The sequence below is a fragment of the Collinsella sp. CLA-ER-H3 genome (assembly GCF_040092425.1).
Lineage (GTDB): Bacteria > Actinomycetota > Coriobacteriia > Coriobacteriales > Coriobacteriaceae > Collinsella.
Genome location: NZ_JBBNLP010000004.1, coordinates 254,183 through 275,237 on the forward strand (window position 1 = coordinate 254,183; position 21,055 = coordinate 275,237).

Below are 21,055 nucleotides of genomic sequence, written 5' to 3' on the forward strand. Positions count from 1 at the left end.
ATGTAGCAAATGCAATGGCTGGGATGGAGGGAGTCGAACCCCCATTGACGGAACCAGAATCCGCTGTCCTGCCATTAGACGACATCCCAATGACTGCATCGCTGCGCTCGGCTGTGCCTTTGCGCAAGAAAGAAATATACGGGAAGTCCGGCCGTGACGCAAGCCCCAATTTTGACTTTTTTGAAATTCAGTCAAATACGGCCAACACATGAAGGACCTGTGAAGTCGACCGCTGCACACGAAGGGCAAAACGCCGCGAGCGGTAGCCGTCAACCGTTGGCAGATTCTACCGCGAAAACGATAGCACCAGGCAACACAATCGAAGTATCAATGATCACGTAGATATCGAGGCGCCATGGACGAAGAGCTTGATTACCTATGGGAGACCCTGGGCCTCGAGATCACTGCTGACCTTTGGCCCGAACGGGACAAAATCCATCCCACTCTGCGCCCCGCCATCACGGTGATGCAGGCAAAATACCGCCGTGCATCCTTTTTGATCATGCGGATGTCATGGCACGCGGGACTCCCCGACCTTAAGCGAATCCAGGCAAGCCTCGTCGAGCTGTCCGGTATGCCGACTGTCATATCCGAGGCGCACCTGGAGCAGCGCCAGCGCGAGCGACTGCAACAGCAGCGGATCCCCTTTATCTGCCCCGGCGTTCAGGCATATCTGCCCTTTATGGACGAGGAGTACTGGAGCGGCAAGCCCAACAAGCACGTAAAGGTCTACGATCCGCACGAATGGGCGCAGTTGGAGGATTGAGCCGAGCGAGCCCGCCGATGGAAAACACGTCCCACCCTGAGCACTCAAAACGGGTCGCACTTTCCGCAGCCGCTACAGCAATGCCTCGGCCCAAGCCGATTCCTTAAAGCCGGGAATCGCAAAGTCGTCGCCTACCAGCAGTGGGCGCTTAACCAGCATGCCGTCGGTCGCCAGCAGCTCGTAGCACTCCCGATCCGTCACGCCCGCATCCAGGCGCGCCTTCAGGCCCAGCTCTCGATATTTCATGCCCGACGAGTTAAAGAAGCGTCGCACCGGCAGTCCCGAACGAGCAATCCAGGTCGCAAGCTCATCAGCCGTGGGATTGTCCAAAACGATATCGCGGTCGATATACTCTACCCCGTGTTCGTCCAGCCATGCCTTGGCCTTCTTACAGGTCGAGCACTTGGGATATTCAACAAACAGTACGGTCATGGAAATCCTCCGAATATAGATCGGCCAACGCAGGCACACGCCACACGAGGCGCCTTCGCATGATGGGCCAATTGTAGCCCACGGGTCACACGCTAAACGAACCGTACCCCGAATCCGCGTTTGATGAACGGCAGCAGCTCCATTGCCTCGGGCGTGATATGGCCCGCAACGTTCATGCGCTCGTCACCGGGAAGATCGACCCGCGCAATCTCAAGCTCGCCTTCGTAGCGCCCATAGCCGCTATTGCTCACAGCGATCGACCCCGTCTTTCGTGACAGGCCGGCACCGGCATCCATCGGCACGGAATCCGGCTTAAGCGTCGTACGCGACTCCTGAGACCTAAAGATGAGGGTGCTCGAATCGGGTCGGTCGTGATGAATCTGCCCACGTACATAGGCATAACCGGGCTCAAGCTCGCATTGCAGGTCCACGTATCCGGCGGAAACATGAGCAAGCTGCGTCCAGCCCGCATCGGAAAGATCGGGGTCGCCGACCAACACAATGTCGCAATCGGCGCCATGTGCAAGCTCAAGCATGTTGAGGGCAACCTTTGACGCGCGACCGCGCTGCGCCTCGACCGTCGGCAGTCCCTCGAATACTGGCCCGCGAACGTTAGCATCACCCGGCACAAAAGCCATGATTTCGAATCCAAGCGCCGCAAGACAAAGATTCACCCGAGCAATGTCCTCCAGAGCTAAACCGGTATAAGGCTTAGGGTAAAAATTGTGGCAGGCGGCAAAACGAGTCACATCGGCACCGGCCTCACGCCACGATGCGATTTCAACAGAACTCACCGTCGATGCATTGACCACAATGCGAAATACACCGGACAGCTCCGCGACCCGCTGGGCGCTAAAGCCATAGTCCAAACGAAGGTATTCCAACCCCAGATCGCGCAGGTCCTCGATGCGCTCAAGCCCGAGCAAATCGCACGTGCGAGGCCCCACATCGGCAATGAGCGCAATGCCGCGGGCGGAGAGCAGCGACAGCACATGACGGACCTTATCGGCATACGCCGCTCCCCCATCCTCGGGAATATGCAGTGAGGTGAACGCGTAGCGCGCACCCGCCGCGGCACCACGCTCAATCGTCCGCTCAATATCCTGCAAAGGGCTGGAAAGATAAATCGAAATACCCGTTTTCACGCTACAACGCTCCTTTAAAAAAGGCCGGCGGAGCAGTTAGCCCCGCCGGCACAACCATAGCATCAAGAAATCTGCCGCGCGCCGCGAACCCCGAGCAACACGGCTCGCGATATCAAACTACTCGCCAAAGAACTCATTGATCTTCTGCTCGTCGACGCCAAAGAACCACGTCAGGACAAAGCCAGCGGCATAGGCAAGCAGCATAGCGGCAACGTAGCCGAGCTGCTGACCAGGAACGACGATCAGCAGGCCAAACAGACCGGAAACGCCCTGAGAAACCGTGCCGATGTGAAGCAGCGCCGCGAGCGCGCCGCCAAATCCGGCACCCAGGCAGGCCGTTACAAACGGACGAACGAGCGGCAGCGTAACGGCATACATCAGAGGCTCGCCCACACCCAGAATGCCAACGGGAATGGACTCTGCGACGTACTTCTTGAGCTTGGCGTTCTTGGTCTTAAAGTACAGCGCCAGACCGGCACCGACCTGGCCGCCGCCAGCCATCATAAGGATGGGGAGCAGGTAATTGATGCCCTTGGTAGCGCCGTCGGGATCGTTGAGCATAGCGTGGATCGGCGTGAGCGCCTGATGCAGGCCAACGGAAACCAGCGGCAAGAAGCCTGCCGACAGGATATAGCCGCCCAGGACGCCCAGCTTCTCGAAGATAAAGGTCAAAACGCTAAAGATGGCAGTCGTCAGCCATGCGCCAACCGGCTGGATGACGAGCATCAGAGCAAAGGCGCCGATGATGAGCACCAGCAGCGGGGACAAAAACGTGTCGAGTGCGTTGGGCATAACCTTGCGAATCTGACGCTCCATCCAAGCAAAAAATGCGCCAGCGATAAGAGCCGCGATCATGCCGCCCGCTGCGGGGTTGTACTGCGCATTGGTGAGCGGCAGCAGAATGGCAGTGGCAGGATCAGCCGCGCCAGGCGCAAGCAGGGGCATGGCACTGTTGGCGATACACATCATGCCGGCGATGCCGCCCAGCGCAGCGGAGCCGCCAAACTCACGTGCCGCGTTATAGCCCACCAAGATGGGCAGATAGGCAAACAGGGCCCAGCCCATGGAACGAATGCCCTGGTACCACCACTCGCCTGCAAGCGCGCTTGCCGTCGAGACGTTAATGACGTTGCAGATACCGTTGATGAGGCCAGCCGCAATGATGCCGGGAAGCAGGGCGACGAAGACATTGGAAATCTTCTTGAGGAAGGCCTGAACCGGCTTGGACTCGTACTTTGCCTTCTGCGCGGCCTTGTTTGTGGCCGCAGCGTCAACCACGCTCTCGTCAGCAACGCCTTTCGCAAGGCCGGTGAGCTTGGAGAACTCCTCGAGCACCTTATTCACCTTGCCCGGACCCAGCACGATCTGCATCGTGTCGTCCTCGACCAAGCCCATCACGCCGTCGAGTGCCTTAATACCCTCCGTGTCGACGTTGCCCGTGTCTTTGACGGTCACGCGCAGGCGCGTCATGCACGCCGCGTTTGCCAACACGTTGTCTTTACCGCCCAAAAGGTCCAGCAGCTTTTGAGCCAGCTTTTTGTTCGTCATAACTCCTCCTTGTATTGGGTATCTCGTCTGGATGTCATATCAGCTCACGCCGCGCACCTATTGGGCATCGGCATTGCTCTTCTCATGGCCACTCACCGCAGCACGGACATGGCCTCTCGCTCGCTCAAGAGCTACCGCAGCCTGCTCGGCATCGCAGCCCAGCAGTACCGAGACAATAGCGGTTTTTACGTGGCCGCCGGCATCTGCAAGCGCCTGAATAGCGCGCTCGCGCGTGCAGCCGGTCGCCTCCATCACGATGTTCTGGCCGCGCACCACCAACTTCTCGTTCGTCTGCTGCACATCGACCATCAGGTTTTGGTATACCTTGCCGATCTTGACCATGGCACCGGTCGAAATCATGTTGAGAATGAGCTTTTGAACCGTTCCCGCCTTGAGCCTCGTTGAGCCGGTCAGCACCTCGGGACCGGGCACGGGTTCAATGGCAAGATCTGCGCTCTCCCCGATCTTCGACCCTTGGTTGCAGGCAATTGCAATGGTCTTGCACCCAGTTGCCTTGGCGTACACAAGGCCGCCCACCACATAGGGAGTACGACCGCTTGCCGCCAGGCCAACGACAAGATCCTTGTCCGAGAGTCCACGCTCCCGCAGGTCGCTCGCGCCAAGCTCCTCGCTGTCTTCGGCACCTTCGACAGCCTTGATAAACGCCGTCTCGCCTCCGGCAATGAGCCCGACAATCAGATCGGGTGACACGCCAAACGTGGGCGGACACTCCGAAGCGTCGAGTACACCCAGACGACCGCTGGTGCCTGCGCCCATGTAAAAGACGCGCCCGCCGCGCTCGAGTGCCTCAGCAGCCCAGTCGATTGCTGTGGCAACCTGGGGCAACACCTTCGTGACCGACTGGACGGCACGAAGATCCTCATCATTCATCGTCGTGACGATTTGCAGCGATGTCATCGTATCGAGGTCCATTGAACTTTGATTACGCTGTTCGGTCGTGAATTTTGTTAAATCGAGCATTTCATTCACCTCATCTTTCCTGTTTCTCGATGTAGTTTTGCTTAATGACATGCGTCGCCCGTTCGTAGTCGCTGGCAACGTAAGCAGCGTACAGGGCATCGACAACCATAAGCTGGGCCATACGCGAAGCCATGGCACCGCTGCGGACCAAGGGTTCACTCGCAGCGACGCCGAGCACGGCATCGGCCACGGTGGCAAGCTTGGATGATCCATCTACTTTGGTAACGGCCACAACGGGACAGTTGTGACGTTGAGCCTCGGCGGTGCAGTCCAGCACCTCTTGCGTCAAGCCCGAGTAGCTAAAGGCGATTGCCATATCGCCCTCATGCATGTTCTTGGCACACAAGAGCTGATCATGCCAGTCGTCGTACAGATGGCACTCCTTGTCGACACGCATGAGCTTTTGCGCCAGATCGTGCGCGACCAAACGAGAGGCACCGATACCGAACAGATTGACCGCACGTGCCCGCTTAAGATAGGCCGCACATCGCTCCAAGACGGTGTAATCGAGCGTTCGCGCCGTCGCTTCGATCGTGCGCACGTTGCTTTTCATCACCTTCCCCACGATACGTTCGACGCTGTCATCCATGGAGATGTCCTCGAGGGCAACGTCTTTCTTGTCACCCAAGAGCGCCAGCTCGGCAATCAGTTCGCGCTGGAACTCCTTGTAGCCCGCAAAACCCAAGCGCTTGCAAAAGCGCAAAATGCTCGAGGGCGAGGAGAACGTGGCATCGGCAAGACCGCGGACGGACAGCCCGACCACCTCGTGCGGATGAGCGCTTACATATGCGATGACATTGCGTTCCGCCGGGCTCGCGCTGAGCTCACGCTCGCGAAGCCGCAAAAGCAATCCGTTTGCCATCTCAAACACCTCCGTTGAGAAGAATTAAAGACCAACGAACGATTCGTACCGGATACAAACAGCTTTTACGGTACATTGTGCCGCATCGTGGCGCACAAAGGGCGAGCGTTCTACCGCTCGCCCCTCAAATCCGACCGCTCGGAAATACGCGCGACACAAAATAATTCAACAAGGTCGCATTATCAGAAACGGGTTTGTTACCGGCTAGCGCCTCGCATGGGCGCCGATCGGCCGAGTCGCATAGCGCACCAACGCCGCTGCCAGCAATACCAACAGCATGGCGGTGACATAGCCCGCAGCATCGAATCCTAAATCGATAACGTCGAAATGCCTGCCAGGAACAAAGATCTTATGTACCTGATCGCCAACGGAGCAGACGGCGCAAAAGAGCAACACGGGCACGCAACGGGAGCATACGCTCCACGGACGCCTGGAAAAGCAAACCACGACCACCGAGGCGAACAATCCGACGAAGAAAAACTCTACGGTATGGGCAACGCGACGGACGTTCGTGCCCACCCACATGCGAATGGAAGCAAGTCGGCCAGACCGGACATTCGAAGCAGCCGAATCGGTGCCCCCGGTCATCCCGTTCTCGGTCTGAGCTTCACCCGCGACATCGGCAGCCTGTACGCCCGTAGCCTGACCCTCCACCACACGCGCGGTGGACTCGCTCAGCAACGACGTCTCCACCGCATTCTGCTCCGTCAGCACCCAGATGCCCGCCAGCGTTGCAGCGAACAGAACGATCGCGGTCCATCCGATTATTTGTTTTACGCGCGCCAAGGGCCTACCTCCTTTTTTGAATATCAGCGAGTGTAGCCCCGAATGACATCGCCATCGTATCAAAATTTGAATCGCAACAGGAAGCGACAAAGCGACGCAAACCCCTACCCCGCCTCGCGCATCCAGCGATCAAACGTCCCCACGCACACGCCCAGGCACTTTGCTGCCTGGCTGCGGGTAATATCGCCCGCCTCATAGCTATCCCGTACCAGATCAAACTGAGGAGGGCACGGCTTGCGAGGTCGACCGAAACGGACCCCTCGCGCCCGCGCCGCTGCAATTCCCTCCGCTTGGCGCCGATGGATATTCTCGCGCTCCACCTGCGCCACGTAGCTCAGCAGTTGCAGCACAATATCGGCAATCAGGGCATTAGTCACATCCGGCGTGCCGCTTGCCCTGGCGCGCGTGTCAAGCAATGGCATGTCCAACACCACAATGGCAACCCCGAGCTCCTTGGTAATGCGACGCCATTCCTCAAGAATCTCGGAGTAATTACGACCAAGTCGGTCGATAGAAAGCACCACCAGCACGTCCCCGTCTCCCAGGACGTGCAGCAGCTCGCGATAGCGCGGTCGATCGAAGTCCTTGCCGCTCGCATGGTCGGCATAAATATTCGCCGAGCCCACGCCATAGGCGCCCAGCGCATCCAGCTGTCGATTAAGATTCTGATCGCGCGAACTCACCCGCGCATAACCATACACCGTCGCCATCTCATCCCCGCTTTCTTGTAAACCTGCCAAAAAGGGACAGGTTTATTTTGGTAGGTTTTACCTCTCAAATAGCAGGTAAGCGGGCGGCCGAGCAGACGGCAAGGTAGCCATGATCCAAATGCGGAGGGCGGCCCCGAAAGACCGCCCTCCGCTCCCCCACCATGAGTCGGGATTTGGCTAATGGATAAGCTTAAAGTCCAAGTGCCCACGCGTGGTATTGACGCGCGAGACCTCGACAATCACGCGCTGCCCCAGCTCGTAACGAGTCCCCGTGTCGGCGCCCGTCAGCGTAAGCGCGTCCTCGTCGAACTCGAACCACTCGTTGCCCAGGCTCTTGATCGAAATCAAGCCTTCGACCTGCGTTAGATCCAAGCGCACAAAGAGGCCCATGCTGCTAACCCACGAGACGGTTCCGGCATAGCGCTCGCCCAGACGGTCCTCATAGTACTGGGCAATCTTGATCTTTTGTGTCGCATGGCTGGCGGCATCTGCCGCGCGCTCGGCATCGCTGCATGCGCGGCAAATCTGCGGCAGAATGCGCGGCAGCGACTCGCGCCCCTTGCCGATCAGCCGCGGCGTACGGACCAAGGCGTCCTTGCCGCCGAGCTGCTCGTAGGCCAACTGCAGTTTGAGCACGCGGTGCACCACCAGATCGGGGTAGCGACGGATGGGACTCGTAAAGTGACAGTAGCACGGCGCGGCGAGCGCAAAGTGGCCCTCGTTGCGCGGCTTGTACAGCGCGAGCTGCATGCTGCGCAGAAGCAGCATGTTGACGAGCGGTGCGTTGGCCGTACCGGCGGCAGCATCGACTGCGGCCTGCAGCTCATCGGGACTCCCCAGGGCAATACCGGCAGCACGGCGATCGTCGATGATGCCTAGCTGCGCCAGCGCAACGGCGGCACCGTGCAGGCTATCGGGGCTCGGATCCTCATGCACGCGATAGCAGGCCTCGATATCACGGTCCGCCAGCCACTCTGCAACGCACTCGTTGGCGAGCAGCATGGCTTCCTCGATAAGCGACGTGGCACACGAACGCTCACGCGCCACAATCTGCACGGGCACTCCGTCCTCATCCAATAGAGCGCGAATCTCGGCCGTGTCAAAATCGACTGAGCCGCGGGCGCGACGAATACGACGGCGAAGCTCGGCGAGTTCGTTGGCGGCGACAAGGAAATCGCCGAGGTCGATGTTGTAGCCGCGGGCGGTCTCCTCGCACGCAAGACCGCGCTCAAGCGCTTCCTCGCGCGAGGTCTCGGCAGCCGCAACATCCTCGGCTGCACCCTCCAGCACCGAATACTCAACCGCGCCGGCACGCACCAGCAGCGCCTCGGCGCCGTCATAGTCCATACGCACACGCGAGCGAATCACGCTGGGGTACGGATCGTAATGCCGCACGCGACCCTGCTCATCGAGCTCGATATCGACGGTAAACGCAAGACGGTCCTCGTCAGGGCGAAGCGAGCACAGGTCACAGGACAGGCGTTCGGGCAGCATGGGAAGCACGCGATCGGCCAGATACACCGATGTCGTACGATGGCGAGCCTCAAGATCGATATGCCCGTCCCAAGCCACATAGTGTGAAACGTCGGCGATATGCACACCCAGCTTGTAGCCACCCTCGGGCGTGCGCTCCAGCGAAATGGCATCGTCGAAGTCGCGCGCGTCGACCGGGTCGATCGTGATGACAAAGCGGTCGCGCAGATCGCGGCGGAGCGGGTCCTTAAGCGCCGCGGACACATCGAGCGAAAGCCCCTCGGCCTCGTCTAGCGCGGCCTCGGGATAGCTATCGGTATAGCCGTAACGCGCCATCACATATTGAACGCCCAAATCGGGCGCGTCATCTCCGCCAATGCGGCGTTCGATCGTCACGGTGCCCGATTCCAGGCGCGTCGGGTAGGTCAAAATGCGCGCGACAACAGCATCACCCGGGTGGACACCCAGACGATCCGCCGAGGTATCCTCGGGCAAAATGAAGAAGTCGGCCTTCAGGCGCGAATCGAGCGGCTCAATCACACCGAGCGGACCGGCGGTCTGGTACGTGCCCACCACGCTTATAGCTGCACGCTCAACCACGCTTTCGATCACGGCGCGCCGCTCACCGTGCGGGCTGTTCTTAATGCTCACGGCAACGGTATCGCCATCCATGATCTCGCGCTTACCGCGGCCCATGACCTTGTAGTCGCCATTCTCGGTTATGACATAGGCACTGTGCTCATGGAGCTGCACGCGCCCGGTCAGGCTCGGACGGCGTTCGCTGCGCACCGGCCCGCGCTTATTGCGAGCTCCACGCTTATGCTTGTTATTGCGCCCCATGGCGCCTCCTAACTATCGATTGCCGTTTACATCCCAAGAGTCTACCCAAATGATCCCTAGGGGACGGCAGGATTGCGAATCATATAGATAGACCAGCGTCACGATGATCCGTTTCCTTCGTCCCCTAGGGATCAAAAAACGGGCCGCCCCATAAGAGACGACCCGTTGGAAGGGATGAATTCCAGGCATGCCTACACGCGCAGGTAGCGGCGCATGGCGATGGCAGAACCAAAGAGACCGATAATCACGCCGACCAGAATCAGCGCAGCATAGGTCACCAGGTAGTACTGCATCGGCAGGGCAAACGACATCCAGCCGATGCTCTCCTGCAGACGCGGAATCATCAGGTTGCGCAGCAGCTCCAGAACGCCGATGGAAAGCAGCGAGCCCAAAATGGCCTGCAGTACGCCCTCGGTGATAAACGGGCCGCGAATGAAGCCGTTGCTGGCGCCGACCAGACGCATAATCGCAATCTCACGACGACGCGCCGTGATGGACAGGCGAATCGTGTTGTTGATGAAGATGAATGCGATAAAGGTCAGAAGGCCAACGAGCACCACGGCGGCGATGCGGATGTAGTTGGTCACCTGGAACAGGCGGCTCACTTCCTCCTGGCCGTACAGCACGCTCGCGTTGACGTCGCCGTCATCCGCGATCTTCTGGAAATCGGCATCCTTCTTGAGCTTCTCTGCCGTGCTCTCGACCTTGGACGGATCGTCCATCTCAATAGCGAAGGAAGCCGGCAGCGGGTTCTGGCCATCGAGCGCGCTCATGGTGGCGTCGGCGTTGCCCGACATCTTGCTCGTATACTCGGCCAGCGCGTCGTCCTTGTCCTTATAGGTCACGGACTTGACGTTATTCCACGTCTTAAGCTCGGCCTCAAAAGCCTGAACATCAGCCTGATCGGCGTCATCACTAATGAACGCGTTGATGACAACCTGATCCTCGACGGTGCCGATCACGGAGTTCAGCATCGCAGAGCCCATGATAAACAGGCCGATGATAAACAGCGAAAGGAAGATCGTGATGACGGCGCCGAGCGAGGTAGTCCAGTTACGGAAGAAGTGGCTGATTGCCTCTTTGAAGGAGTAGCCTACGTTAGTTGGTGCCATAGTTGCCGTAACCTCCCCTCTCCTGGTCGCGGATAACGTGGCCGCCCTCGAGGGCGATCACGCGACGGTGCATGCTATCGACCATCTCGCGGTCGTGCGTGGCGACGATCACGGTGGTGCCGGTGCGGTTAATACGCTCGAGCAGCTTCATGATGCCCAGCGAGATCGCCGGGTCGAGGTTACCCGTGGGCTCGTCGCAAATCAGCAGCGTCGGACGGTTGACCATAGCGCGGGCGACGGCAACGCGCTGCTGCTCGCCACCGGAAAGCTGGTCGGGCAGCGAGTCCATCTGATCGGCCAGACCGACCAGACGCAGCACCTCGGGCACCTGGCTGCGAATGACGCCCTTGGGCTTGCCGATGCACTGCAGGGCAAACGCCACGTTTTCGTAGGCGGTCTTTTGCGGCAGAAGCTTAAAGTCCTGGAACACGGCGCCAATCTGGCGGCGCAGGAACGGAACCTTGCGGTTCTTGATCTTCATGAGGTCCTGACCGGCAACCAGGATGCGGCCGCTCGTCGGCTTGACGTCGCGGTTGAGCGTCGACAGCAGCGTGGTCTTACCCGAGCCGGAGTGACCGACCAGGAAGACGAACTCGCCCGGATAGATCGCGATGTTGATGTCGTCGAGTGCAGGCTTGTTGGGCTGTGCCGGATAGATCTTGGTGACATGCTCCATAAGGATGACGGGCTCGACACCGGCCTGCTTGGCCATCTTCTTGCGGCTGGCCTGCGGATCGATGGGCGCAAACACCGACGTAAAATCGGGGTTGTTGAGCGCGTTATCGAGGCTTGCGACCTCGGCGGCCTGATCGCTCTCGACCACCGGGGCAGCAGGCTGCGTGGGGTCGGGAATAGCGGCAAAGAGACCGGACTGCGCAGGCTGAGGAGCCGGCGTCGCAGGGGCCATGGGGTCGGGAATGCCGGCCATGGTAGGCTGCGGCGTGGCGGCGCCAGCCTGAGGCTGCTCCACGCGAGCGGTCACGGCCTGAACGGGCTCAAAACCCGCCGCGCCGGAAAGCGCGACATCGCTGGTTGGATTGTAGGCAAAGGGATCGGATGCCGGCTGTGCCTGATCTGCCGGCTGAGCGGGGACCTGAGCAACAGGCTGGCCCTCTGAATCCGGAGTGGCGAAACGACTGCCCTGGACGCCTGCCTGCGTCTTGGGGGCATCATCGCCCGCACCGGAGGTACGGAAGTGGTTACCCACTGGTGCTCCTTATCGTCGTGCGTTTAAACTACATGAGCGCTTTACATTTTAGCAGCATTAGCTTTGCTGCACATAAGAAGCATGGCGGGCTTTGGGATCCCACCGGCCGGGCGCAGGGTTACCTCCCAAATCGTCCTCGCGCATGGCCGGCATTTGTCCTGCTCCTGCGGAGCTGCGGACAAACGCCGGCCTGCGCTGCGGAAAGATTTGGGAGGTAACCCTGCGCCCGGCCTGCGGCTACTATGGGACCGACGCACCAACTTGAGATGCTGCGCATACAAAGTTGGAAGGGTCTGAATTGCACTTTGTTGGGATGGGCCCGTTTCCCCATGGGACCTTTGCTTGGCAGGACTCTAATTTAAATTCAACAAAAACAGGGGCGCCCTCTTTGGGGATGCCCCTGTTCTGGCTTGGATGTGGTTGTTGAGACGATACTTTGCCTCGTCTTGCCTTATGCCAAGAACTCCTTGGTGGTCGCCACGATGTTGGCGGCGTCCAGGCCATACTTGTGCAAGAGCTCGGCACCCGGACCAGACTCACCGAAGGTGTCGTTGACGCCGATCTTCTTGAGGGGCGTCGGGCACTGCTCGCACAGGACGTCGGCAACGGCGCTGCCCAGGCCGCCGATCACGGAGTGCTCCTCGACGGTCACGACGTAGCCGGTCTTGGTGGCGCTCTTGACGATCAGGTCGGCATCGATGGGCTTGATGGTGTGCATGTTGATGACCTCGGCGTCGATGCCCTCGACAGCGAGCTGCTCGGCGGCCTCGAGAGCCTCGCCGACCATCAGGCCGCAGGCGATGATGGTCACATCGGCGCCCTCGCGCATGACAATGCCCTTACCCAACTCGAACTTGTAGGTCTCGGGGTCGTTAATAACCGGCGAGGCCAAACGGGCGAAACGCATGTACACCGGACCGTCGCACTCGTAGGCGGCGCGCGTCACCGCGCGGGCCTCGACGTCGTCGGCAGGAACGATCACAGTCATGCCAGGGATGACGCGCATCAGGGCGATATCCTCGCAGCACTGGTGCGTGGCGCCGTCCTCGCCCACCGAGATACCGGCGTGCGTGGCACCAATCTTAACGTTGAGGTGCGGGTAGCCGATGGAGTTACGGACCTGCTCAAAAGCGCGGCCGGCGGCGAACATGGCAAAGGTGCTCGCGAAGGCAACGCGGCCGGTGGTCGCGATACCGGCGGCGACGCCCATCAGGTTGCTCTCGGCGATACCCACGTCGAAGAAGCGGTCGGGGCAGGCGGCCTTGAACTTGCCGGTCTGCGTGGCGGCGGCCAGGTCGGCGTCGAGGACCACAAAGTCATCGTGCTCGTTGGCGAGCTCGACGAGGGCCTCGCCGTAGCTTACGCGCGTGGCGATTTTTTTGACGTCTGCCATCCTAGAGCTCCTCTCCGGCGGCCGTGAGCTCTGCCATGGCCTGCTCAAACTGTTCATCGTTGGGGGCCTTGCCGTGCCAACCAACCTGGTTCTCCATAAAGGAAACGCCCTTGCCCTTCATGGTCTCGGCGATAATGGCGGTCGGCTGCCCCTTGGTGGCGCGAGCCTCGGCAAAGGCGGCGCGGATCTGGTCGAAATCGTTGCCGTCGGCAAGCTCCACCACGTGGAACTTAAAGGCGCGGAACTTGTCGGCGAGCGGCATGGGGTCGTTGACCTCCTCGACGGGGCCGTCGATCTGCAGGCCGTTGTGGTCGACGATCACGCAGAGGTTATCGAGCTGCTGGTTGCCGGCAAACATGGCGGCCTCCCAGACCTGGCCCTCCTCGCTCTCGCCGTCGCCCAGCAGGGCGTACGTGCGGTAAGTATCGCCCCAGTGCTTGGCGGCAACGGCCATGCCCACGGCGGCGGAGATGCCCTGCCCGAGCGAACCGGTGGACATGTCGACGCCCGGGGTGTCGTTCATGTTGGGGTGACCCTGCAGGTGGCTGCCGATGTGGCGCAGCGTCTCGAGATCCTCCTTGGGGAAGAACCCGCGCTCGGCGAGCACGGCGTACAGACCAGGCGCGCAGTGACCCTTGGAAAGCACGAAGCGATCGCGGTCGGCCTTGCGGGGGTCGGCCGGGTCGACGTTCATTTCCTCAAAGTACAGATAGGTCATGATGTCGGCAGCGCCGAGCGAACCGCCCGGATGGCCGGACTTGGCAGCGTGCACGCCGGTGACGATGCCCTTCCTTACCTCGTTGGCAACCTTTTTGAGCTCTTCGTCGCTCATTGTGCCTTCCTTTCATCCTCTTTAGACAAGATGCGCACGGCACAGAAGGTCGTCCCAACACAGCCGCAATGCACGTACGTCATTCATTATGCTGGAAACTGATGGCTTTACCAGAGTTTTTATCATTATTTGAACAATTTAGCAGGCAGAACCGCTGATGAAACGGTTTATCAATGTGAACGTCTTTTGGATGGAAGGCGGTCGACCCTACGCGCTAATGTCCTTGAATCCCTCGCCGAAGGCTTCCGTAACGTCAGCGACCGTCACGATGGCGTGAGGATCGCGCTCGCGCACGATCGTCTTGAGGGTATTGAGCTCTCGACGGCTCACGATGACCATAATCACCGGCTTCTCGGCACCCGAATACATGCCAGTCGCCTTAAACTTGGTACAACCACGACCCAGACCATACATGATATCGGCAGCGATATCAGGGAACTTGTCCGAGATGATGAGTACCATACGGCGTTTGTTGCCACCATCGACCACGGCATCGATCACGTAGCCGCTAATGACCATCGAAAGGCCTGCATACAGTGCGTTTTCGATTGAAAAGACCGGAGCCGACAGCGCACACACGGCAACATCGATCGCCATGACGGTCGAGCCCACCGGCAGCGAGGTGTTACGCGAGATGATTTGGCCAATCGTGTCCGAGCCGCCGGTGTTGGCGCCGGCGCGCAACACCATGCCGTAACCGATGCCCGTAATAATGCCGCCCCACATGGCAGGGAGCATCAGGTCCGCATCCGCCAGAGGTGCTACAAACGGGGCGAACAGATCGGTAAAGAAGCCCAGCAGCACAAAGCCCGTCGCGGTCTGCACCACGTAGAACATGCCGCCCTCGCGCATAACGACCAACAACAGCAAGGCGTTCATCACGATCGTCTGAATACCGACGGGAAGCGATAGGCCGCGCGATGCACCGACCGCCTGGATAATGGTGGCAAGGCCCGTAACGCCACCGGCAGCAAGGCCGTTGGGAATCAAAAACAGGTCGGTCGCAATAGCGGCCAGAGCGCACCCCAACATAATCTGGGGCAGGTCGTGAAAAAAGTTCATCGAAAGAATGCGCTTGATGTCCAGACGATATGCCATGCTGCCTCCCTCAAAAAAGCGCACCCAAACGGATGCGCTTCGAACTTCTTGCTGTATTCGATTCTAACGATTCGCCGAACAAAAACCACCCCTGCGCAGGGTTTATTCTGGATACAAACCCGTCCAACCGTTGGGCTTGGCATCGGCTTGAAGCCGCCCGATGTTTTAGACCTCCGAGCCTTCTGCATCGGCGTTGCCGGTGGCCCAGCGATGGTAGCCAATAACAAACGGGTCCAGGTCGCCATCGTCAAGAACGGCCTCGACATTGCTGGTCTCCACACCCGAGCGCAGATCCTTGACCATCTGGTACGGGTAGAGCACGTAGCTGCGAATCTGGTTGCCGAAACCAATCGTGGTCTTGGGTCCGCGAATCTCATCGAGCGCCTCGGCACGCTTCTCGAGCTCAATCTCGTACAGGCGGGCCTTGAGGATCTGCATGCACGCGGCCTTGTTCTGGATCTGGCTGCGCTCGTTTTGGCAGGTGACCACAATGCCGCTGGGGAAATGCGTCACGCGCACGGCGGAGTCGGTGGTGTTAACGCCCTGGCCGCCCGGGCCGCTCGCGTGGTACACGTCCACGCGGATGTCATCGGGACTGATCTCGATGTCGATATCATCGGGTAGCACGGGGATGACCTCGACGCCGGCAAACGTGGTCTGGCGGCGCTTCTTGTCGTCGGTGGGGCTGATGCGAACCAAGCGGTGGACGCCGGCCTCGGCGCGCAGCATGCCAAATGCGTCCTTGCCCTCGACAGTAAAGGTCGCGCGGTCGATGCCGATGACCTCGGCTGCGGGACAGTCGTTGATGGTGACCTTCCAGCCGCGACGCTGGCAGTACTTCATGTACATCTTAAAGAGCATGAAGGTCCAGTCCTGGGCCTCCAGACCACCCTGTCCGGGCTTGATGGTCACAATGGCATCGCCGTGATCGAACTCACCGGTAAACCAGCTCGAAAGCTCAAGCTCATCGATGGCACGGGCCAGGCGCTCAGCCGTGGCTGTAGCCTCCTCGCGAAGGGCGACGGCGTCGGGGTCATCCCCCATCTCCTCGGCAAGCTCCAGCGCGGCGCGGGCATCGGAAAGCTCGCCGCGCGCGGTGTCCACGGCAGCGATATCTTCCTTGGTACGCGCGATCTCCTCCATGGTGGCACGGGCGGCGTCGGCGTCATCCCAAAAGCCAGGGGCAACACTTTTGGCCTCGAGCTCGGTCACACGGGTACGCTTCTCGTCCAGGTGGAGATACGACTCGACCTCGCCGAGCCGGTCCGCGAACGCGTCCAGCTCGGCGGGCGTTATCTCTAAAGCCTCAGCCATTAACGATTCCTACCGTGGCAGTACTTAAACTTCTTGCCGCTACCGCAGGGGCACGGGTCGTTGCGGCCCACGTTGACGTACGGATCGTCGCTCTCGGACTTGCGATAGGTGGTCACCTTGCCACCGTTGTTGACGGCAGCCGGACCACCCTGGACAGCCGTGCGGGCCTGCACCTGCGCCTGCTTGCGCAGCACCGAGTCGCCGTTGTCACCATCGACCTCGGCAGGACCGGAGAAGCGCGCACCCTCGAGCGCGGGCTCCTCCTTGTGCTCCACGGCACGCGGGGCAGCCTTGATCTCGATGCGCAGAACCGTACGCAGGTAATCCTCGTACATGGTGTCGACGAGCATCTGGAACGCGCCGTAGGCCTCGGTCTTGTACTCGACCAGCGGGTCGCGCTGGCCAAAGCCGCGCAGGCCGATGCCGGTCTTGAGGTAGTCCATCTCCTGCAGGTAGTTCATCCAGCGGGTATCGATGACGCGCAGCATGACCTGGGTGTTGAGTTCGCGCATCAGGTCCTCGCCCAAGCGCTCGGCCTTCATGTTGTAGCACTTCTCTACGTAAGCCAGGACATCGGCAGCCAGGGCCTCATAATCCTCGTCGGGGAACTTCGGCGTATCGATGTGGCCGGTGAGCTCCACAACCCACTTGCGCAGGCCCTCCAGGTCGCGCTCGCCATCGTGACTGTCCTTGGTGCAGAACTCCTGCACGCAGCGGTACACGGTGTCGTGCATGACCTCGGTGATGTGGTCGGTCAGGTCCTTGCCGTCCAGAATCTTATTGCGCTCGGCGTAGATGACCTGGCGCTGCTTGTTCATGACGTCGTCGTACTCAAGGACGCTCTTACGCATGGAGAAGTTGATGCTCTCGACCTTGTGCTGGGCGCTCTCGACGGCCTTGGAGATGATCTTGTGCTGGATGGGCATGTCGTCGCCCATGTCGGCCGTGACCATCATCTTGGAGACGCGGTCCATCTTGTCGCCGCCGAACAGGCGCATGAGGTCGTCCTCGAGCGACAGGTAGAACTGGGTCTCGCCCGGATCGCCCTGACGGCCGGAGCGGCCGCGCAGCTGGTTGTCGATACGACGGGACTCATGGCGCTCGGTGCCGATGACGGTCAGGCCACCGGCGGCAAGCACGCGCTCGCGCTCGGCCTTGCAAGTCTCCTTGGCCTCGGTGTTAAACTGCTCGAGCTGCTCGGGCGTCACGTCCTCCATGGTCAGGCCCTCGTACTCCAGGCGCTCGCGCACCAACTCGTCGGGGTTGCCGCCCAGCAAGATGTCGGTACCACGGCCGGCCATGTTGGTGGCGATGGTCACGGCGCCATAGCGACCAGCCTGGGCCACGATATGGGCCTCGCGTTCATGGTGCTTGGCGTTGAGGACCTCGTGTGCGATGCCGCGCTTGGTAAGGGCGGCGGACAGCTTCTCGGAGCTCTCGATGGAGACGGTGCCCACCAGGACCGGCTGGCCCTTGGCGTGGCGACGCTCGACATCGTCGGCGACGGCGTTGTACTTGGCCTGAATGGTGCGGTACACCAGGTCCTCGTGGTCCACGCGCTGCACGGGCTTGTTGGAGGGGATAACCTCGACGGGCAGCTTGTAGATCTCGCGGAACTCGGCATCCTCGGTAAGTGCCGTGCCGGTCATGCCGGAGAGCTTGTCATACAGACGGAAGTAGTTCTGCAGGGTGATGGTGGCCAGGGTCTGGTTCTCCTCGCGTACGAGCACGCCCTCTTTGGCCTCGATGGCCTGGTGCAGGCCCTCAGAATAGCGGCGGCCTTCCATAATGCGGCCTGTGAACTCGTCGACGATCTTGACCTCGCCGTTGGTGACCACATACTGCTTGTCGCGGTGGAACATGTACTGGGCCTTCAGCGCCTGTTGCAGGTGGTTGACCAGCTGACCCGAAAGGTCGGCGTAGATGTCATCGATACCCAGGCGGCGCTCGATCTTCTTAAGACCGCGCTCGGTGGCAGCAATGGTGTGCTTGGCCTCGTCCATGACGTAGTCGCCCGTGGGTTCAACGTCCTCGGTGGCGGTAAGCATGTCGTGCGACACGTCCTCGCCGCGCTCAAGGCCACGCACGGCACGCGCGAAGTCCTTGTAGGTACTGGCGGACTTGGTGCCAGCGCCCGAGATGATGAGCGGCGTTCTGGCCTCATCGATCAGGATGGAGTCAACCTCGTCGACGATGGCGTAGTTGTGGCCGCGCTGCACGCGCTGCTCGGGACGGGTAACCATGTTGTCGCGCAGGTAATCAAAGCCGAACTCGGAGTTGGTACCGTAGGTGACGTCGGCCTGGTAGGCCGGGCGCTTGAGCTCGAGCGGCATGTTGTTCTGGAGCAGACCGACGGTCATGCCCAGGTACGTATAGATGCGGCCCATCCACTCGGAGTCACGCTTGGCAAGGTAATCATTGACAGTAACGACGTGCACGCCCTTGCCGGCAATAGCGTTGAGATAGCCGGCCAACGTGGAGACGAGGGTCTTACCTTCGCCGGTCTTCATCTCGGCGATGTGGCCCTCGTGCAGTGCCATGGCGCCAATGAGCTGCACGTCAAAGTGGCGCATACCCATGGTGCGCTTGGAAGCCTCACGCACGGTGGCAAAGGCCTCGGGGAGCATGTCGTCGAGCGACTCGCCGTTGGCGTAACGCTCGCGGAACTTATCGGTCTGGCCGCGAAGCTCCTCCTCGGTCATCTTCTCAAACTGGGGCTCAAGACCGTTGATCTGGTCGACGATCTTGTAGTAGCGCTTAATGTCCTTATCGGATCCAAAGGACAGCAGCTTTGACATGAATCCCATGTGGTTTTCCTTTTTGGCCATCGCCCACGCCGTGCAGCTGCGGGCGAGTTAAACACAGATGATTGTACTTTAGCCAAACAAGGCGCGGCCTATACGGTCGACCTCGACCGCCACGTAATAACTACGACCAACCTGCCACAATGGGACAGGTTAATTTTGGCAGGTTTTATCTGGGCAAACGCTGCCTCTCTGCCATTTGGTGCAATGGGGGCAGGTTAGCTTGCACCAATAAAAAGAAAAGGGCCACGCACCCAAACGGATGCGCGGCCCTTATGCCATGAATGCGAGCGATTCCGCGGCGAGCTATTTACTCAGCAGCCTCGGTGGTCTCGGCCTCAGCAGCGGCCTCCTCGACGGGAGCCTCTGCGGGAGCCTCGGCGGCCTGCTTAGCAGCCTCCTCGGCGAACTTAGCGGCACGCTTAGCCTTCTCGGCAGCCTTAGCCTCAGCGGCGGCCTTGCGAGCGGCCTCGGCCTCAGCAGCCTTGGCAGCCTTGGCAGCCTTGGCCTCCTCGGCCTTCTTGAGCTGGGCGGCAGCGGCGCCACCGAACTTGTCGGCGAAGCGCTGGACGCGTCCACCGGTGTCGACGAACTTCTGCTGGCCGGTGTAGAACGGGTGGCACTCGTTGCAAAGCTCGACCTTCATCTCGGACACGGTAGCGTGCGTCTTGAAGGTGTTGCCGCAGGAGCACGTCACCGTGCACTCGACATACTGGGGATGGATACCCTGCTTCATGGTAGGACTCCTTATTGGTCAGGCGCTGGTTACCGATCAGCGCATAAGGCGTCTTGGTTTCCGACCAAGACAACAAACTCGGCTATGGTACCACGGCGCCGCGCGTCCCACAAAAGGTTCACGGTCTTTTCGGAACGACACGAATCTGACCCATCGAAACACATCTCCACCGTTCCTTCAACTGGGAAAATGCCGTCCCCGGGGCCTGAGAAGGGCCCCGGGGACGTTCGACTGACTGCGGGAACGGCCTTTCCGCTCAATGTGTTCGGCTGAGATCGGAAATCAACCAAACTGAACTAGGTTCAGTTGACATGGTTAAAACGAGGGTCGACGCTTTTGCGTCACCCCTCGTCCCGGCCGGTTGCTTTAGTTGTACACACGGTAGTTACACTTGAACTGGGTTATGTGTCCATAGTTGGAGCGGTACCAACCCGACGTATAGCTGATTGCCTCTGCGCCTAGATAGTCGTAGCCCTTGTTGTAGCGAAGCTGACGGTAGGTCGTGTCGTACTCTGCTACGTAAAACGTGTCTCCAGAGAAGGCCTTGTACCGGTCCTTAACCGTCGAAGCCATGTACGCGGGTTCGACATCGCCTTTCTCCCCGTTGAGCGCATAGACGGGTGCCGCGATTCCGCATAAAGCCGTTGCCACGAGGATGGCGTAGACAGCCATGCGCGACGCATTGGACTTCAGCTGTTCAACTTCAGCTGTTCAAATAGTTTCATGTCATTCACCTACTTCGTATGTATCGAGGTATTCCTGCTTGAGCGTCTGCGAGGACGACTTGATCTTTTCCACGAGCGTGCCGGCTTCGATGAAGTAGAACGAGTTGGTAAGGTCTGCCAGGTCGTCGAGTAGATGGCTTGAAATGAGCACGCTTCGTCCCCGCGCCACCTCGCTGCGCATCGCGTCGCAGGAGGTTTTCCGTTTTCCCGGATCGAGGCCGTTCAGCGGTTCATCGAGGATGAGGTACGGGCAATCGGTCGATATCGCCATGGCAAGCTTTACCTGCTGCT

The 21,055-nt window shown here is 60.1% G+C and carries 18 protein-coding genes, 1 tRNA gene and 1 pseudogene; 1 reads left to right on the plus strand and 19 read right to left on the minus strand.

Annotated features, from left to right (window positions below; genetic code table 11):
- Positions 1 to 15 precede the first annotated feature (15 nt).
- Positions 16 to 89: transfer RNA gene (locus AAAX32_RS05155), tRNA-Gln, on the minus strand.
- A 266-nt stretch (positions 90 to 355) separates the two neighbouring features.
- Between AAAX32_RS05155 and AAAX32_RS05160 the strand changes: the two genes are divergently transcribed.
- Positions 356 to 766 carry a hypothetical protein gene (locus AAAX32_RS05160; RefSeq protein ID WP_117564211.1) on the plus strand — a complete coding sequence of 137 codons (411 nt, stop codon included), beginning with the start codon at positions 356 to 358 and terminating at the stop codon, positions 764 to 766.
- A gap of 72 nt (positions 767 to 838) precedes the next feature.
- On the opposite strand, the gene AAAX32_RS05165 is transcribed toward AAAX32_RS05160, so the two are convergent.
- From AAAX32_RS05165 to AAAX32_RS05250, 18 genes and pseudogenes are all read right to left on the minus strand, one after another.
- On the minus strand, positions 839 to 1,198 hold the full coding sequence (locus AAAX32_RS05165; protein ID WP_117638063.1) for an arsenate reductase family protein: 360 nt from the start codon (positions 1,196 to 1,198) through the stop codon (positions 839 to 841).
- A 92-nt stretch (positions 1,199 to 1,290) separates the two neighbouring features.
- Positions 1,291 to 2,343, minus strand: coding sequence for a MupG family TIM beta-alpha barrel fold protein (locus tag AAAX32_RS05170; protein ID WP_349100189.1), 1,053 nt, complete (start codon positions 2,341 to 2,343; stop codon positions 1,291 to 1,293).
- A 117-nt stretch (positions 2,344 to 2,460) separates the two neighbouring features.
- Positions 2,461 to 3,891, minus strand: a complete 1,431-nt coding sequence (locus AAAX32_RS05175) for a PTS transporter subunit EIIC (RefSeq protein WP_349100191.1) — start codon at positions 3,889 to 3,891, stop codon at positions 2,461 to 2,463.
- Between the two features lie 57 nt (positions 3,892 to 3,948).
- Entirely contained in the window at positions 3,949 to 4,872 is a 924-nt protein-coding gene (murQ, locus tag AAAX32_RS05180; RefSeq protein ID WP_349100192.1) for an N-acetylmuramic acid 6-phosphate etherase, read from the minus strand.
- A gap of 10 nt (positions 4,873 to 4,882) precedes the next feature.
- The gene (locus tag AAAX32_RS05185) at positions 4,883 to 5,734 is read right to left on the minus strand and encodes a MurR/RpiR family transcriptional regulator (RefSeq protein ID WP_117655743.1); all 852 of its coding nucleotides are present in this window, start codon (positions 5,732 to 5,734) and stop codon (positions 4,883 to 4,885) included.
- Positions 5,735 to 5,938: 204 nt separating this feature from the next.
- Positions 5,939 to 6,520, minus strand: coding sequence for a VanZ family protein (locus tag AAAX32_RS05190; RefSeq protein ID WP_158556474.1), 582 nt, complete (start codon positions 6,518 to 6,520; stop codon positions 5,939 to 5,941).
- A 104-nt stretch (positions 6,521 to 6,624) separates the two neighbouring features.
- Positions 6,625 to 7,230: a recombinase family protein gene (locus tag AAAX32_RS05195; protein WP_117638065.1), complete on the minus strand. Its 606-nt coding sequence runs from the start codon at positions 7,228 to 7,230 to the stop codon at positions 6,625 to 6,627.
- 177 nt (positions 7,231 to 7,407) lie between these two features.
- Entirely contained in the window at positions 7,408 to 9,543 is a 2,136-nt protein-coding gene (locus AAAX32_RS05200) for an RNB domain-containing ribonuclease (RefSeq protein WP_349100193.1), read from the minus strand.
- Positions 9,544 to 9,734: 191 nt separating this feature from the next.
- Positions 9,735 to 10,655, minus strand: coding sequence for a permease-like cell division protein FtsX (gene ftsX, locus AAAX32_RS05205; RefSeq protein ID WP_006235311.1), 921 nt, complete (start codon positions 10,653 to 10,655; stop codon positions 9,735 to 9,737).
- Positions 10,642 to 11,862, minus strand: coding sequence for a cell division ATP-binding protein FtsE (gene ftsE, locus AAAX32_RS05210; RefSeq protein ID WP_349100194.1), 1,221 nt, complete (start codon positions 11,860 to 11,862; stop codon positions 10,642 to 10,644). Before ftsE ends, ftsX begins: the two co-directional genes overlap by 14 nt.
- A 451-nt stretch (positions 11,863 to 12,313) precedes the next feature.
- Positions 12,314 to 13,255, minus strand: coding sequence for a transketolase family protein (locus AAAX32_RS05215; protein ID WP_349100195.1), 942 nt, complete (start codon positions 13,253 to 13,255; stop codon positions 12,314 to 12,316).
- A 1-nt stretch (position 13,256) separates the two neighbouring features.
- Positions 13,257 to 14,087, minus strand: a complete 831-nt coding sequence (locus AAAX32_RS05220) for a transketolase (protein ID WP_006235308.1) — start codon at positions 14,085 to 14,087, stop codon at positions 13,257 to 13,259.
- A 207-nt stretch (positions 14,088 to 14,294) separates the two neighbouring features.
- Positions 14,295 to 15,185 carry a YitT family protein gene (locus AAAX32_RS05225; protein ID WP_035137417.1) on the minus strand — a complete coding sequence of 297 codons (891 nt, stop codon included), beginning with the start codon at positions 15,183 to 15,185 and terminating at the stop codon, positions 14,295 to 14,297.
- Between the two features lie 165 nt (positions 15,186 to 15,350).
- Positions 15,351 to 16,499 carry a peptide chain release factor 2 gene (gene prfB / locus AAAX32_RS05230; RefSeq protein WP_271740608.1) on the minus strand — a complete coding sequence of 383 codons (1,149 nt, stop codon included), beginning with the start codon at positions 16,497 to 16,499 and terminating at the stop codon, positions 15,351 to 15,353.
- On the minus strand, positions 16,499 to 19,306 hold the full coding sequence (gene secA, locus AAAX32_RS05235) for a preprotein translocase subunit SecA (protein ID WP_349100196.1): 2,808 nt from the start codon (positions 19,304 to 19,306) through the stop codon (positions 16,499 to 16,501). Before secA ends, prfB begins: the two co-directional genes overlap by 1 nt.
- A gap of 307 nt (positions 19,307 to 19,613) precedes the next feature.
- Entirely contained in the window at positions 19,614 to 20,039 is a 426-nt protein-coding gene (gene rpmE / locus AAAX32_RS05240; RefSeq protein ID WP_006235303.1) for a 50S ribosomal protein L31, read from the minus strand.
- A 366-nt stretch (positions 20,040 to 20,405) separates the two neighbouring features.
- Positions 20,406 to 20,711, minus strand: coding sequence for a hypothetical protein (locus AAAX32_RS05245; RefSeq protein ID WP_346979655.1), 306 nt, complete (start codon positions 20,709 to 20,711; stop codon positions 20,406 to 20,408).
- 54 nt (positions 20,712 to 20,765) lie between these two features.
- Positions 20,766 to 21,055 (minus strand): annotated as a pseudogene (locus AAAX32_RS05250) (hypothetical protein); the annotation flags it as partial.

Coding starts and splice junctions, on each gene's coding strand:
- AAAX32_RS05160 (WP_117564211.1), top strand. CDS start 356: ATGGACGAAGAGCTTGATTACCTATGGGAGACCCTGGGCCTCGAGATC.
- AAAX32_RS05165 (WP_117638063.1), bottom strand. CDS start 1,198: ATGACCGTACTGTTTGTTGAATATCCCAAGTGCTCGACCTGTAAGAAG.
- AAAX32_RS05175 (WP_349100191.1), bottom strand. CDS start 3,891: ATGACGAACAAAAAGCTGGCTCAAAAGCTGCTGGACCTTTTGGGCGGT.
- murQ (WP_349100192.1), bottom strand. CDS start 4,872: ATGCTCGATTTAACAAAATTCACGACCGAACAGCGTAATCAAAGTTCA.
- AAAX32_RS05185 (WP_117655743.1), bottom strand. CDS start 5,734: ATGGCAAACGGATTGCTTTTGCGGCTTCGCGAGCGTGAGCTCAGCGCG.
- AAAX32_RS05195 (WP_117638065.1), bottom strand. CDS start 7,230: ATGGCGACGGTGTATGGTTATGCGCGGGTGAGTTCGCGCGATCAGAAT.
- AAAX32_RS05200 (WP_349100193.1), bottom strand. CDS start 9,543: ATGGGGCGCAATAACAAGCATAAGCGTGGAGCTCGCAATAAGCGCGGG.
- ftsX (WP_006235311.1), bottom strand. CDS start 10,655: ATGGCACCAACTAACGTAGGCTACTCCTTCAAAGAGGCAATCAGCCAC.
- AAAX32_RS05215 (WP_349100195.1), bottom strand. CDS start 13,255: ATGGCAGACGTCAAAAAAATCGCCACGCGCGTAAGCTACGGCGAGGCC.
- AAAX32_RS05220 (WP_006235308.1), bottom strand. CDS start 14,087: ATGAGCGACGAAGAGCTCAAAAAGGTTGCCAACGAGGTAAGGAAGGGC.
- AAAX32_RS05225 (WP_035137417.1), bottom strand. CDS start 15,185: ATGGCATATCGTCTGGACATCAAGCGCATTCTTTCGATGAACTTTTTT.
- prfB (WP_271740608.1), bottom strand. CDS start 16,499: ATGGCTGAGGCTTTAGAGATAACGCCCGCCGAGCTGGACGCGTTCGCG.
- secA (WP_349100196.1), bottom strand. CDS start 19,306: ATGGGATTCATGTCAAAGCTGCTGTCCTTTGGATCCGATAAGGACATT.
- rpmE (WP_006235303.1), bottom strand. CDS start 20,039: ATGAAGCAGGGTATCCATCCCCAGTATGTCGAGTGCACGGTGACGTGC.
- AAAX32_RS05245 (WP_346979655.1), bottom strand. CDS start 20,711: ATGGCTGTCTACGCCATCCTCGTGGCAACGGCTTTATGCGGAATCGCG.